Raw genomic sequence first — 15,282 nt, forward strand, 5'->3', positions numbered from 1 at the left:
TTTTTGAAAGGTAATCGACGTATTGCAACACGCTATGAAAAAACAGCACGAAACTATCTGTCGATGGTGAAATTAGGCTGTATTCGACTCTTTTGCCGGAGATTATATAATTAAGGGACACTACCTAGTAGTAAAAAAGCCGGAAAGATCCCCGTGATCTTCCGGCCTTATTCATGATTTACCGAGGTGCATAGCCACGGTAAGCCAGAGCAGATTGAAGCTCAGCGATCGCATCTTTGATCTGATACGCTTCCTCGTCATTCACCGCACAGGCCCGTATCTCCGCCCAGCACAGCCGCTTAACCAGTTGGGCCAGGGCCAGCGCTTCAATGTGGGTTAACTGAATGTCCTGTAAATGTTCAATGGCTATCGTCATCTCATGCTCTCCTCTTAACCCACAAAACCAGTTATCAGCACCCGCATCTGCTGCTTTATCTCCCGCAGCTGGGCCTGTTGCCGCTGGTACTGCTGATGCTGTTGTTGCGTGGCTTCACTGTCAGGAATGAGCACCAGACAGTCGCCCAACTTTTTGGGGTCACTTCACCGGCGGCTTTACCTGCGGGCCTCGCCAGCCCGCATCAGCGGCGCAGGCAAGCTACCCCGGCGCTGACATCGGGGAAAAAGCGAGCTAAAATCAGCAAAGTGCTCGTCGGGGCCAGTTGGCATGCTCTTTAACAGGATGGGAAAAGCCGGCGAAGAAAAAGGCTGCTAAATCAGGGGGAAAGGTCCGCTCAATCGTATGATGGCGTCGGGATAGTCCCTAAGATCCTCTGGGGTTGACAGGGGGCATAAACCTATACACTTATGCGCCGAATCCGCTGTTGTGGATCGACCCTCTTGGATTGATGATGTTATACAGAGGGATGCACCTTGATGAATATAACCAATTGAAGGGAACAGGAAAATGGGCTGTGGGACACGGTACTATGGAAGGTAAATGGTTTGCACAATCCTATGGGGATGCTGTTACTTGGGGTAATAAAATGGGACATGGAGGAAGTTCATTCCAGGTTGTGCAAATAAACGTTCCAGACGACATAGCTAAAAACATGCACTTCGATCCAAAATTAGATGGAATTGGCCCAGCTAGATATGCTCAATTGGAACAGTTAAATGATCCGAGAGTTAAAGTATCGTGGAGTAAAAGAGTTCAAGCTAAAAGGTGCTAAACGATGTATCAGATCAAAGTTGAATGGATATCTGAACAAAATGGCGGAAGAAAAAATCCCCCTCCTGCTGGCCGTTATTTTGCGGTATCAAGATTTCCTGAAGATATTAATTGGCAAAATAACGCTTGGAGCGTTGTCTTTGAATTCAAATCAACGGAAAAGAAAGACAATGAATATGTAAGTGAAGGAACTGTTCGTTTTCTTATGGAAAATGCTCCTAACGAGCGTATGGAAACAAATGAATATTTTAATATATATGAAGGACCTAAAAAAGTGGCTAAGGTATTTTTACTAGGTCGAGTTTCATAACTGAAAGAAAAATCATATATAAATATTTGAGCAATTTCCTTTTAATTACTATCTTGTACTGTAGTCGCCAATCAGTTCGCATATCCTCAGTTTAATTTCACTGAGCTGGTTTTGCTGGAGCTGATACTTGTTGCCTTATGTGGCGGGCGTCGTCGCTGTTAGGAATGAGCACCAGACAGTCGCCCAACTTTTTGGGGTCACTTCACCGGCGGCTTTACCTGCGGGCCTCGCCAGCCCGCATCAGCGGCGCAGGCAAGCTGCCCCGGCGCTGACATCGGGGGAAAAAGCGAGCTAAAATCGGTAAAGTGCTCGTCGGGGCCAGTTGGAGTGTTTTTTAGTAGGGCCGGAAAAAACGGTGGAGAAAAAGGCGGCTAAATCAGGGGGAAAGGTCCGCTCAACCGTATGATGGCGTCGGGATAGTCCCTAAGATCCTATTGGGCTGAATGGGGGTATAAACCTATACACTTATGCGCCCAATCCGATGACTTGGATCGACCCGCTTGGGCTTGCAAAGTTATTCGAATTGGGAACATATGGTGAATTGAATGGACCAACTCACGTTGGTGATAAATTGCAAGCGCATGAATTGTTAAGACATGAATATTTACGTGAGCAGGGACTTGCAGGTAATAGCCGATTATCAGGAAATCCATCTATTGCTTTAGATTTAGATCACCACACTCGTGGCCCACAAAAAGATACACGTGGTGTTGGTAGTGCACATTGGCATGAGAATCAAATTAGGGCAAGTCAAGGCCTCGGGAAAAATGAGTTTGCATCAACACCGAAAAGAGAACTAGATATAACCTCTGGTGGGTTAAGAAAATCTGGTGTTCCTGCTAGCAGAGTAAAACAGTTAAGAAACCAAGCTAGAAAATTCTTTAACGGGTTATCAAACAAGGCTAAAAATGCTGGTACTTGTAAATAGGAGAAATATTGCATGTATAGTCTTACGCGAATTGTTGTAGAAGAAACTTCGAATAATGACTCTGGTTTTATTCTTGGTGGGAAAAGAGGATATGTATCACAGTGGCCTGTAAACCCAGATGGTGAAAAACTACTTCATCTTTTTTCTATAGATTGCGAGAAGTTATCTTCTAGAATCTCTCAAGGAGTATTGCCAACATCTGGATATTTATCTGTTTTTTCAACTTATTCTGATGATGATTACTTCCTTGATAACATAACCTATTTTGGTGATGAGCAAGAACTAAAGCTTATTCAGTCAGGATTTACGTTCGTTTCATATTCTTTAACCAATGATTCATTGGAAAACAACGATAAATTCATACCAGAAAGAAGTGTTAATTTTTTAGATATGGAAATGGGTGACGATGAATATCCAATGATTTCGCTATTTTCAAATAATGTGCCAAATGGATTAGATGATATTGGTGACATCGGAAATAGCTATCACTTTGTATGTCAGATATATTCGGCAGATTTCCCTAAACCTTTTCAAGATGCATTAGGGTTATCTGATGCTATTGGTTATTTGTTTATTAAAAGTACAGAAAATGGAATAGAAGGTATCTTCTTTGTACAAACGGCATAATTTTTTTGAAATAACCGTTTAGACAAATGAGTGAAAATAATCCACTCAGTGTTTATAAAAAAGAAAGCCGGAAGATATACGTATTCTTCCGGCTTTCTTGTTCTTACCGTGGCTAATACCCGTATATATCAGCGTACTTTATAATCGCCTATCAGTTCCCGCATTCTCAGCTTAATTTCGCTAAGCTGGTCTTGCTGGCGCGGGTACTGCTGATGCTGTTGTTGCGGGGCTTCACTGTCAGGAATGAGCACCAGACAGTCGCCCAACTTTTTGGTGTCACTTCACCGGCGGCTTTACCTGCGGGCCTCGCCAGCCCGCATCAGCGGCGCAGGCAAGCTGCCCCGGCGCTGACATCGGGGAAAAAGCGAGCTAAAATCAGCAAAGTGCTCGTCGGGGCCAGTTGGCATGCTCTTTAACAGGATGGGAAAAGCCGGCGAAGAAAAAGGCTGCTAAATCAGGGGGAAAGGTCCGCTCAACCGTATGATGGCGTCGGGATAGTCCCTAAGACCCGATCGGGCTGAATGGGGGCATAAACCTATACACGTATGCCCCCAATCCGATGACATGGATCGATCCTTGGGGATGGAGTTTTCTTGAAATCGTTGGTGATGCGGCCCAAACAACTGGAAAGAAATTTCAAGGGGCTGAAATTTATAAATTTACAAACAAAGTAAAAGTTGAAGGCGTAGCTTTTAAGAAAAATGATTATTTTTATTTAGATAATCTTCACAAAGATCACTACGAGACATTTTCATCATTGGATAAGTCCAAAGGAGTGTTCAATTTAGATGGCTCCTATAATGAGAAAAAATCAATTAAAGCAGCAAAAAGAAAAGGGCCAGGTTGCTGATATGAATGAGAATATTAAACTTCGTCTTCTAGAAAATAAGGATGATTTAATTGAGGGAACATTTTGTTACTCATTATTTGAAGAATCCATTTTTTGCCCGAATTTGATGACGGAATTTATTGAAATTTCTGAGTTTTTCTTGAGTTATAATAATGATCTTGAAATTAAACAATTATTGGAATGGATTATTAGCTGTGTTGAACAATGCTTTTTATCTCATCATGATGAGAATGATTATTACCATATAAAGAATTATTCAATAGATATAGAAAGTAAATGGGAAAACATATGGAAACCAAAACTTAATTATTTACTTGATATAAAGGGAAATTGATTTAATACGTAATAAATAAAATTTGAAACCGGAAGATCTTTATTATCTTCCGGCCTTCTTATGATCTATCTTGGCCAATACCCACGGTAAGCCAGAGCAGATTGAAGCTTAGCGATCGCATCTTTGATCTGATACGCTTCCTCGTCATTCACGGCACAGGCCCGTATCTCCGCCCAGTTCAGCCGCTTAGGGCCAATGCTTCGGTGTGGTTAAGGTTAATGTCCTGTAAATGTTCAACCACTATCGTCATCTCATCCTCTCCCCTTAACCCATAAAACCGGTTATCAGCACCCGCAGTTGAGCCTGTTGCCGCTGGTACTGCTGATGCTGCTGTTGCGTGGCTTCACTGTCAGGAATGAGCACCAGACAGCCGACCATTACCTTCACGTTATTAAGCAAATTTCCCTTTGCCAATCGCTGCATCAGTCCACGCGGTCGCTATGGCGATTTTTGCTTTACTGTCCAAACTCGCAATAAAACCATTATCACCCGCTGTCGGAGAAAAACTACTCATTGCCTGAATCAATGAATCAACGGCATTGTCAGAAAGTGCAGTAAATTCTCTCTCACCTGATTTGTCTTTATCCCCCATCTGCCTCACCAATTTGGCTCGATGACCATTAAAGTAATCATCAAAGGTGACTGCTCCCACTGATTCAAATACGCCTTGAGCGGTTTTGTCCCTGGGATGACGATTCACCGATAGCACCAGATCATATCCGCTGCGTTGGAACCACAGGTTTTTCCAGTCAACATTGTGTAACAGAATGATATCTTCTGCGTTGATATCACTAACCCGACTATCAATCACTTCGCCACTGACCATAAAACTGTCTACGCCTGCCCCACCCTGGAAGCGGTTCTGATAACCGCCCAGCACTAACAAATCCTGACCATCACCACCGTCAAATTGGCTGAACTTCGAAATCGCAGCGGCTATCAGGTGATCATCACCTTCTCCACCATTAATCACCGCATGGTAGCCCATTAGTTTGATCCCATCGTTACCCGTGCTGCCATCGATTCGGTTATCGTTGCCAAACACTCTGGCACTGTCATTGCTTTTACCTAAATCAACCCAGTTGTTATTGCCGATGATCACCGTATAGTCCCGACCGGCCCCGGTATCTACCCTGTTATAGTTACCGGAAGCAACAACGTAATCCTGCCCGTTACCCGCATCAATAAAACCACCTTCACCAAAGACAAAAGCTTGATCATTACCTTCTCCCATAAAGACTTGGTTAATACGTCCGGCTACCACGGCGGTATCATCACCATTGCCACCAAACATCCAGTTTTCACGCCCCATCAGGACGCCCATGTCATTCCCTTCGCCGCCCGTAAAGATGTTGGAGGTACCCATCGAGTAATAAACATCATCACCACGACCACCCCAGAAGTTGTTGTTATCACCCAGATAAGCGCTGAGATCTTTACCGTCACCACCCCAGTTGAAGTTGTAGTTCCCCAGCGATATATGGATGTCACTATCCCCTTGCAGATGACCGCTGTTACACAGGAAATCAAAGGTTTTTTGCTCCATGTTAAGCAGATCTGCCGTTAAGTTTTCTTTTAAGTTAGCCATTAATGACTGCATTTCTGTTTGCTTATCTTGACTGAACATCGTCGCAAACAGGTTAGGTAAATTCAGTGAATTAAAGCCAAATTTACGCTCTGATTCGTCGCTAGCCTGAGCATCCGCTCTGTTGTTAATAACAACCGGAGATCCCTGTACCGGGGTTTCATCAGGCGTTTTCTCCATCAGACCATGACTTTCCGCAAATGACCTGACACCCTCTGTCCCCATATCGATGCCAGCTCGCAAACCATTAAGTAATTTTTCTGGGTTAGTGAAGGCTTTCAGTTGGTCACCACTAAATTCTCCTATCACTTCCAGCATCTTTCGCAGAATAGCCTCTCCATCAACAGGCTCGCCTGTACGGGAAACAATTTGCCCCTCTGCGGTGTAATCCACTCCAAAGATATCCGATAAGGTGGTATCCGCACTGACACCCGCCAACCGACCAAGTAATTTGTTTTTAAGCTGACGCGGCAAGTCCTGCGGGTTATAGGTGAAGGTGGTCTTTACCAGCCCGGTTGTCGTGAATTGCTGGCTCATCAGACCAAACAGTGAACCCAAGTTGGTATCCAGAATTGACTGGATATTGTCACCGAACATTAAGTTCCAGTTACCGGTTGTCACCTGGATATCTGCCCCACGTCCGCCAACAGCAAAGTTGAAAGCCAGCTTCTGATTGGCCTGGCGGAATTTATTTGCGCGGCTCATTTTGCCTGTATCAGTACTATTACCACTTAGCCATTGGTAGTATCTCTTGTTCAACGCTGCTTCCGCGTCACTCTTCAAACCACGACTGCTTCGTTCATGTTGTGAATCCAGATTAACCAGTGTCTTGTAGTCCACACTGCTGGTTTGGTCTAAACCAGACATATCCTGCACAAACTTCTCCGCACCAGATAACGTCCACTGCTGATCTTGCGCCACCAACCAGTTCCATTCTTCACCAGAACGGGCTATCGATTGCAGTACACCAGTAACACGAATCGCACCATCAAATGGATTGACCAGTGGTGGCGTTGGAATGGATTTATCCATCATGACGATCAGATCATTACTTCGCCCCCGGTTGAAACTGACGTTACGGTTACCGATAAACATCTGTGCTCCCTCAAATGCCTGGTAACCGTCAATATCGAAGCTGTGTTTGCTATCACCATGACCAATGTGAACCATCACATTGTTGTCACCGAAGGCCAGTGATTTAAAACCACCACTTCCCACTTTAACGCCTACATTCGATGTTCCCCAATTGAGCGCAGTAAACTCACCTTCCCCTACGTTTATCTGAATATTGCCAGTGTAACTGAGCGAGCGATTCAGTTTATCGTTTGCGTTAATCTCAATATTCTTTGTACGTTTTTTAGGTGCTGTAAAAGTACGATGGTGATCCGCAACCGCCCCTTTAGCCATGGCATCAGCGGATGTGTAACCTACCTTAGAAAGAGTGATATCACTTTCATCAACACCGCGAATAACCCTTTCTGTGTTGGTTGTCAGTTCACTCTGTTTATTCCATTTGAATACGATTTTGTTATCAGGCAGGTTATTGACCCATTGGTTATTTTGGTCACGGGTAAATTTACGACCACTGATATCAACCGCCACTTCGCTACGGCGAGCGGAAACATCACTGCGAATACCTTGTTTATCCATAGCGACGATAAAACGACGGGCAAAACCGTCCCGTTTGTCATCACTGATCAAAGAACAACCCACAATGCTGATATGGATAGGTTTACCGGCCCGCTTAAGATCCTGACTGAACTGTTTTAGTTTTACTGCCAGTTCATCGGCACTGTAACCACTCAGGCGAGTGTTATTGTGTGCTGATCCGTCACGACCATGACCCACAATCTGCCAACGTAATACGCCTGATAATTTGGACGGGTTTCCATAAACCACCTGGTATTTACCATTGGAATCGAGCTGTACAACCACGCTAGAATCAGGATGTTTACCCGCCAAATTAGCGGCAGCTTTAGCAACTACCGGGTCATCCTCCAACTGAATAATAACCTGACCAGTGAAACGTGTTTCACGATTATCAGTTTGGGATGTGATAGCAACACGTTCCCAATTTTCGACATTTTTGTTTTTAACACTGTCATTTGATGCCAGTTTTTCCAATCCGGGGAATATCATGTCACCGTCAGCCGACGCTTTTAGTATCAGTTTGTTTGCTGCCGGATAAGTCAGTATTTTGTTGATATTCGACTGCACGAAACCAGCAGCTTGTTTAAAATTATTGTTCTCAACTTCGACTAGGATTTTCTTACTTTTCTTACCTTGCTTCGTTGTGACTTCCAACGTTATCTCACGCTCACCGTAATCAACCACGCGTCCAGTAGCATCTGAACCCAAGGTAAAGATCTTGCCCTGCTCTTTCAGAGCGCGCAGTATGTAACCTTGTTCGCCCTCACGCGCCTGTTTCCAAACACCGTCATATCTCGCAATGGTTCCCTTTTCAAATTTATTGAATTGAACATAGAAACTTTGGTCTGGTTTTTCACTCGCCTGGAATTTGTAACCCGTGAAGTACGTTTTAAGGTACCCGTTATGGAAAGAGTCCATAAAACGGTAGAAATCATGATAATTAGCAAACGATTTGGCACCATAGTTAGGATCGTAGAATGACCAAACCATTTGAGTGCTATTTTTATCCACCACAACCGACATGGCATGATCTTCAGACATAAATGTCATGTAAGTTGATTTTCTTACATTGCGCAACTTATCCATGACAGATTCATAGCCTTCTGCTTCATAATTCAATGCAGCGTGGATATTCGGCCCGGTCAGCCCATTGGCTTTTAATTTTCCGCCATAAGCGGCGTTGGCTTTGTGATACGCAGCAACCGTAGAGCTATCCATCGATTGGCTGTACTGCATCGACAATAAATCTTCAATCAGTGGGCCGATATTTTGGCGACGATATTGAACCAGCAAAGAAGATTCAATGGAGTTAATATCGGTTTTCTTATTAACTGATGTGTCGTTGTAAGCTTTAACAGCATCCTTCAACCACATCATATAAGCTTTACCCCCCCCTGAGCCATGTACCCGTTCTTCTATCAGATAACGGGCAGATAGGGCAAAACATAATCCCTTACGCAATGATTTTGACTTAACTTTATCTCCGTCCGTCAAGAGTACACTGCCAATTTCTGGAATAATCTTATCAAGTTTCTCCAGCAGGTTATCACCCTGACTGAAATGGAATGAAGAAGCCTTCAGCTCTTTCCCACGTGCCATAAAGTCAAAGATTTTGTTGTCAATTTTTTGTAACACATCTCCCTTGATAACATCACGATTTTGAGAATTAGCGATTTGTTTATCAGATGCCGATATTGCAAGTAATGTTTTTTCTTTCTTGTCGATTGGTGTATCCGTCGATAAATTTTTACGGTTTTTCTCTACTGAGAATTGATCGTTCATCGAATAGCGGAAATTGGCATTAATTTGCAATCGGTTGATGGCACCTTTCGCCTCTTTCAGCTCGTCCAGATCTTCTTCTGTCAATCTTGTACTGAATCGTCCATCGGCATGTATGACAGATTCAGCGTTAACATGGCTGCCAGTTTCTACTATCTCCGTCGATTCATAAGCCTTGCCAGATAAACTACTACCAGATGCACCTACACGCTGTGGTTTTGTATGCTCATTCTGCTTTGCCCCTTTTGCATCGGTTTGTACCTGAGCCACTGTATTCTCAGCCAGTGTAATGTCACGTTTGCCCCGATTTTCTGCATCTTGATAGACGATATTGGCGTCATTTGCCGCTTTTTCTGCCTGCTGTTGCTGCAACAACGCCTCTGCTTTTCTTAACGCTGCTTTTTCCTGAACCTCTGCAATATCTTGCTTCACGCTGACACGATGTTGCTCACTTTGTGCTACGCCGACCTCTGATTTCGCAACCGCTTCTTTTACTTGTTGTTGGTTATCCGTAATAATCTGTTGAGCATGAACTAATTTTTCCTGTGCAATATGTTTAGTGTGATTCAATTTATCCTGCACACTGCCTAATAATTCGCTAGCAAATTGATCACGCCACTGGTCACCTGATTCGCCGTGGTAATTCGCATAGCCATTGAGCGCATCCAGACCTTGAGTCATTGAGATAAGTTCGTTAGTGACGGCCTGTGATTCTTCTTTCACTGCATCACACTGCATTTGCCCATTGGTGTTTAACACCGTCTGATCTGTTGATTCAAGTTGAGATTGTGTTTCTGCAATCGCTGCCAGTTGTTTATCTTTTTCTTGCTCCAGAAGACGGTGATCTTTTTCGGCTTTTTCTTTATCGTTTAACGCACCTTGCGCCGCTTTATCCTGTTTCGCTTGTTCGGTAACAGCATTGGCTTGTCGGGAATTCTTAAATTTTGCAACGATATTATCCACAATATAGCCTATCCCATCACTCAAACCGGTACCTTTAAACTCAATTCGGTTACTACCCGTTTTTGCTGTCAACTCCAGTGTTTTATTTTGCCATTGAGTGACATCTCCAGACGTTGAGAATACAGATTTACCGTTCCAAAAAACCTCCATACCATTGCTGGTGAGAAAAGCCTTGGAACGATTGGCAAAATCAAAGCTCAGTACAATCACTTCTCCTGCAAACAAGTTTCGCAGGTCCTGATAAATAGCCGTGTTTTTATCCGCATCAAGTTCACTGACTCGATCTCCATGACCTACATTATCCAGACCGTAAACACTCGCTGAGTGATTTGCTTCCATACCATTGGTTACTAACCAGCCATGATTACCTTGTTCAAAATTACCATTGATGATCAGATTGGATTCCTGGCCTGAACCAAAATTTTCATTAATATCTAATGAACGATGAATCTTATCAAGATCAGGCGTTGCTATCTCTGTCACAGAACCACTCAAGCGACGGTTTAAATCCGAACTTATCGGGGCAATTTCCCCTATTTTAAAACCATCAATCGCAGAGACTTCAGCTACATTAATCGCACCTCGCCCCTTATGGGTGCCAGATGTGTTAGCCTCATTCCCCTGAATCAGATAGTTGATCGCCTGGCTGCCACCTACACCTAATGCCGTCTGTTTGATATTTTCAAAGAAGGCAACGAGTTTATTACTTTCGGTACTACTTTCTGCAACTGCAAGGCTGTAGAAATCGCCGTTACCAATCTTAATCGCCACGTTATTGTGTGCATAAGAAGCATTGATACCCAAACCATCACCAATATGGATATTGGCATTACCTTTGCCTTTCATAACTGCAACATTAAGACCATCCCCAACTTTGGTATTGACGTTATATTTCCCCCACGCCACATTAACTGAAACACCATTACCCACTTTGGTATTCACATTAAGATCACCCTGCGTTGCGGTCACACTTAAGCCGTTACCTACCGTTGTCGTGATGTTAGCTTTCCCTTTTGCTGCAATAACCTGTACACCATCACCGACTTTGGTGATGGTATTGCTTTCGCTCCATAAGGCATTAAAACTGTCTCCCTTCCCCACTTGGGTGACGATGTTGGCTTTACCTTTAGCAAGCACCACATTGCGGCCTTCTCCCACTTTAGTGATAACATTCGCCTCGCCCCAGACCCCAGTATAATCATCACCGCTACCCGCATGAGTGATAATATTGATATCCCCCTGAACAACCGTAACTTCCTGTTTATCCCCCACTTTGGTAATAATGTTCGCTTTACCTTTCGCGAAGTTGTAACGGTCGCCATTTCCCACTTGTGTCAGGATATTAGCCTCTCCCCAGACAGCATTAATCCCAGTGCCGCCTCCAACTTTGGTAATAATATTGGCTTTACCTTTGGCAAAACCGACCGTAGTACCATCACCAATATGAGTCATGATGTTACCCACATCGGAAATAAGCAGGCCAACCGTGGTACCGTCTCCCACTTTGGTCAGAATATTGCCTTTGCCAAGCAGTACGCCAGCGGTTACCGAGTCACCCACATGCGTGATGATGTTAGCTTTCGCTGTGGCAACAACTCCCATAAAATCATTACCCACTTTAGTAACAATATTCGCTTCACCCAGTGCTAAAACACCGGTTAAGCCATTGCCTGCATGGGTCATAATGTTGGCTTTGCCAAACATTGCCGCCAGCGTTGTACCGTCACCGACTTTGGTCATCACGTTCAGTTCACCGGCGAACAAGCCAATACTGGTACCATCACCTATATGCGAATAGATATTAGCTTTACCCATCATTAAGGCCGCGGTCAGGTCATTACCGACTTTGGTCAGCACATTGGCACCTCCGATCATGGCAGCAAAAGTATTGCCATCCCCCACGTGGGTAAAGATATTAGCCTCACCTATCATTGCCGATAGCGTCATACCGCTACCCACTTTGGTCGCGATATTACCTTTTGCTAACATCAGAGCAACGCTCGTGCCGTCACCAATATGGGTAAACACATTGCCGACAGCTAGCATCAGCGCCAGTGCATTACCGTCACCCACTTTGGTAAAGAGGTTTATTGCGCCGCCCATCAACGCCCACGCATCACCCTTGCCAACATGGGTAAAGAGGTTGCCCGCGCCGATCATAGCGGCAATCGCGCTACCCTCCCCAACTTTAGTGAAGATATTGCCTGCCGCACCCATCACCCCCAGCGTCTGACCGTCACCAACATGAGTCAGCACGTTACCGATACCCAGTATGGTACCAATCGTATCGCCGTTTCCTATTTTGGTCAGAATATTGGCACCACCCAGCATAACGCCCGTCGTATTGCCGTTACCGATATGGGTTAGAACGTTTGCGCCACCCCCCATCACAGCTAACACATCTCCCCACCCTTTCCTGGTAAGAATATTAGCGCCACCTAACGCAATTGCCTTGGTATTGGACATTTCAACATCACTACTAATATGAGTAATAATGTTGCCCCCCCCTAACATGCCAGAAACCAAATCACCTGCACCAAGCTTAGTCAGCACATTAGCACCGCCCACCAGCACCGAGGACACATTACCGTTACCCTTTTGGACCATGAGATTAAAACCGCCAGCACCTGACCAGTTCGCTCTACCATTACCAATATGCGTGTGCGTATTATAACCACCCAACATCATCACTTGGCTGTTGCCATTGCCTTTATGAATCGAGATATTACCAACCGCCAGAAGATGGGCCAGATAGCGGCCATCACCGACTCGTACAAGAACATTTGCTGCACCGCCAGCGTTAACATCCATTTCTCCATGCTGACTTTGGTTAACGATAACGTTTGCTAAACCAGCACCACGGAATGTTAAATCGCCCTCTTCACCACTTTTTACAATAACGTTAGCAGCACCGCCGCCTGCAAAATCGACATTGCCACGGGTAACACTAGAGTTAATAACGTTTCCACCACCCACGCCGTTAAACTGGATGTTACCGGAACTATCACCATTGTTGGTTAATGAGTTCACAAGCTCTTGCTGGCTATATTCTTCGGTATGTGCTAACCGATCAAAGGCACGACGTACCGTTGTATTATGGCTATATTGAAGCTGGCTCAACATGTAGCCACCCGCACTCATAGAGAGATAACCGTTTGCAAATGAAATATCTTCATCAGCCAGATTACTGGTATGATCGCCTGCTTTGAACCACGCGCTAGCAAAGTATTTGAGTTCCTGCGTAATTGGATCGTTTTCTAGCTCAACGACGACTACCTTGGTGTATGATTCCAGATATTTGGCATACACATAAGTATTCGGCTGACGATTCGATTTCACTGCGGAAACATCAACTTTTTGACTATTGTAAAAGATCGATCGTCCCCCCATTTTTGCATTAAGGAGCATGATATCTTCTACTTTAACCGTCGTTCCGCCAGCATAAACAACCCACTCGTTTTCAGATAAACTCTCCCCAACCACACAACAACAAATAGTAATAGGCTGACGGTGCTCAACAATTAAATTGGAAAGACGGTAGGCACCATTAATGTTTATATCGATAAATCCATTAGCTGAAGATATATCCGTTGAAGCAAGATCTTTAAGGTGATCGCCTTCTTTATACCAAGAGGTAGAGTAATAATTGAGATTACCGGTTTCAGGATCGTTAAAAAGATGCACTTTGCTGATCTTGGTATATATTTCGTCAACAAACGCAAAGAGATAAGTATCAGGCTCAATCGTTGATTTAATGCCTGTCACTGGCTGGGACTCCTGAATCCAACTTCCTCCCATCGTCGCTGTCGTTAAGACGATCTCACCAGCTTTAGCATATTCCAGTGATTCACCGCGAGGGCGGTCATTTGCGCCTATTCTTAATATTTCGTTGTAAGCACCGATACCGGAGAAGCTAATATTGCCGTGCCCAATATCAGAATAAATTTTGTTATAACCGCCAATACCTTCAAAAGTAATATCACCGCGAGTCCGTACGTAGATATCTTCTTTTTGGCGAATACGCTTAATCCGGTTAGATGCTCCAGCACCGCGCAAAGTAATATCACCTTCTTTACCTTTGCGTATAATGTGATTATCTGCTCCTGCGCCAGTGAAATTAATATTACCGCTTTCAATCCGCGAGCTGATGCTATTTGCAGCACCAGCACCATTAAACGTTACATCTCCATTGCTTCCACTGTAACGGTCATACCAGGTGTGATCGATTTGGTTACCTGCTCCTGCGCCATCAAAGTACAAATTACCCTGATTAATTTCATGCCATAATTTATTGTAGCCACCAGCACCTTTAAAGCTTACGTCACCAGTCAGACCTTTACGGATCATTTCGTTATAAACAGCCGCACCAGCAAAATCCAGCTCACCGTGGTTACCTGTGTGATTCAGGGAAGCGCCACCTGCAACGCCAGAAAATAAAACATCACCATCACCTCTTTTATCAATATCAGCGTAACCTGCCCCTCCTTTTACGGTCAAATTACCCGTAGAATCCTCGATTTCTAAATACGCGGCACCACTAACCACTGTGTCATTACCTGTACCGGTATATACCTTAGCCGCTATCGAACCCAACGTAATATAGTCATTCCCTCCGCGGGCATAAATGTAACCACCAAATCCAATAGCATCAATGTCATTATCATCATCATCAGCGAAATAATTCCCGGTAAAAAAATATTCTGCACTCCTGTTTGATGATTTACCCATAAGCAATCCCTTAGTTTGATATCAAAGTTAAAACTGTATCCGACGGACAATGTTGAATATCCTATTTCACGCACAATACAAACCCACTGCGCCTTCCAGAGAAAAAGAGCCGACAGAACAAATTATTAATAAATAATGCACAACAACGACAACATTAAACTCAGAAAAATATTAATCTGATGTATCTATAAACACGTTTAAATAAATAAATCGAATAAAATAAAAATTCAAAAACAATGTTTAACGAAGAATATAACGAATTAAAACTAAGATATAACGTTTTACAAATTATGACCAATTATTTATTATCTCTTTATGAAAATATTAATTACACTTATTACTAACGGCAATTAATACTTA

12 protein-coding genes and 2 pseudogenes are annotated in these 15,282 nt (G+C 43.8%); 10 read left to right on the plus strand and 4 right to left on the minus strand.

All coding sequences use genetic code 11. From position 1 onward, the window contains the following. Positions 1-114 (plus strand): annotated as a pseudogene (locus tag EAE89_RS18515) (IS5/IS1182 family transposase); the annotation flags it as partial. 64 nt (positions 115-178) lie between these two features. Here the strand turns inward: EAE89_RS18515 and EAE89_RS18520 are convergent. Continuing rightward, positions 179-376: a DUF7706 family protein gene (locus EAE89_RS18520; protein WP_149617304.1), complete on the minus strand. Its 198-nt coding sequence runs from the start codon at positions 374-376 to the stop codon at positions 179-181. A gap of 101 nt (positions 377-477) precedes the next feature. On the opposite strand from EAE89_RS18520, the gene EAE89_RS18525 reads away from it, so the two are divergent. From EAE89_RS18525 to EAE89_RS18560, 9 genes and pseudogenes are all read left to right on the plus strand, one after another. Further along, positions 478-675: a hypothetical protein gene (locus tag EAE89_RS18525; RefSeq protein ID WP_214086379.1), complete on the plus strand. Its 198-nt coding sequence runs from the start codon at positions 478-480 to the stop codon at positions 673-675. Positions 676-848: 173 nt separating this feature from the next. Beyond that, the gene (locus tag EAE89_RS18530) at positions 849-1,169 is read left to right on the plus strand and encodes a hypothetical protein (protein ID WP_214086380.1); all 321 of its coding nucleotides are present in this window, start codon (positions 849-851) and stop codon (positions 1,167-1,169) included. A 3-nt stretch (positions 1,170-1,172) separates the two neighbouring features. After that, positions 1,173-1,478: a hypothetical protein gene (locus tag EAE89_RS18535; protein WP_214086381.1), complete on the plus strand. Its 306-nt coding sequence runs from the start codon at positions 1,173-1,175 to the stop codon at positions 1,476-1,478. A gap of 427 nt (positions 1,479-1,905) precedes the next feature. Next, a pseudogene (locus tag EAE89_RS24435) lies at positions 1,906-1,992 on the plus strand (RHS repeat-associated core domain-containing protein); the annotation flags it as partial. Beyond that, positions 1,969-2,406, plus strand: coding sequence for a hypothetical protein (locus tag EAE89_RS18540; protein ID WP_422615519.1), 438 nt, complete (start codon positions 1,969-1,971; stop codon positions 2,404-2,406). The pseudogene EAE89_RS24435 and the gene EAE89_RS18540, both read left to right, overlap by 24 nt. A 12-nt stretch (positions 2,407-2,418) precedes the next feature. Then, entirely contained in the window at positions 2,419-3,033 is a 615-nt protein-coding gene (locus EAE89_RS18545; RefSeq protein ID WP_214086382.1) for a YwqG family protein, read from the plus strand. A gap of 221 nt (positions 3,034-3,254) precedes the next feature. After that, complete coding sequence (locus tag EAE89_RS18550) at positions 3,255-3,449, plus strand: hypothetical protein (RefSeq protein WP_214086383.1); 195 nt, start codon at positions 3,255-3,257, stop codon at positions 3,447-3,449. A 143-nt stretch (positions 3,450-3,592) separates the two neighbouring features. Continuing rightward, complete coding sequence (locus EAE89_RS24440; protein WP_023046497.1) at positions 3,593-3,883, plus strand: hypothetical protein; 291 nt, start codon at positions 3,593-3,595, stop codon at positions 3,881-3,883. Further along, positions 3,822-4,217, plus strand: a complete 396-nt coding sequence (locus EAE89_RS18560) for a hypothetical protein (protein ID WP_235525478.1) — start codon at positions 3,822-3,824, stop codon at positions 4,215-4,217. The genes EAE89_RS24440 and EAE89_RS18560 overlap by 62 nt, the downstream gene beginning before the upstream one ends. Positions 4,218-4,282: 65 nt before the next feature. On the opposite strand, the gene EAE89_RS24445 is transcribed toward EAE89_RS18560, so the two are convergent. The 3 genes from EAE89_RS24445 to rtxA all read right to left on the minus strand — a co-directional run bounded on the left by EAE89_RS24445 (position 4,283) and on the right by rtxA (position 14,922). Beyond that, complete coding sequence (locus EAE89_RS24445) at positions 4,283-4,369, minus strand: DUF7706 family protein (protein ID WP_420806676.1); 87 nt, start codon at positions 4,367-4,369, stop codon at positions 4,283-4,285. Between the two features lie 112 nt (positions 4,370-4,481). Next, positions 4,482-4,604: a hypothetical protein gene (locus EAE89_RS24040; RefSeq protein WP_268794975.1), complete on the minus strand. Its 123-nt coding sequence runs from the start codon at positions 4,602-4,604 to the stop codon at positions 4,482-4,484. Between the two features lie 4 nt (positions 4,605-4,608). Next, positions 4,609-14,922 carry an MARTX multifunctional-autoprocessing repeats-in-toxin holotoxin RtxA gene (gene rtxA / locus EAE89_RS18565; RefSeq protein WP_214086384.1) on the minus strand — a complete coding sequence of 3,438 codons (10,314 nt, stop codon included), beginning with the start codon at positions 14,920-14,922 and terminating at the stop codon, positions 4,609-4,611. Positions 14,923-15,282 lie beyond the last annotated feature (360 nt).

It is taken from the genome of Photorhabdus heterorhabditis, assembly GCF_018448905.1.
Classification (GTDB): Bacteria; Pseudomonadota; Gammaproteobacteria; order Enterobacterales; family Enterobacteriaceae; genus Photorhabdus; species Photorhabdus heterorhabditis.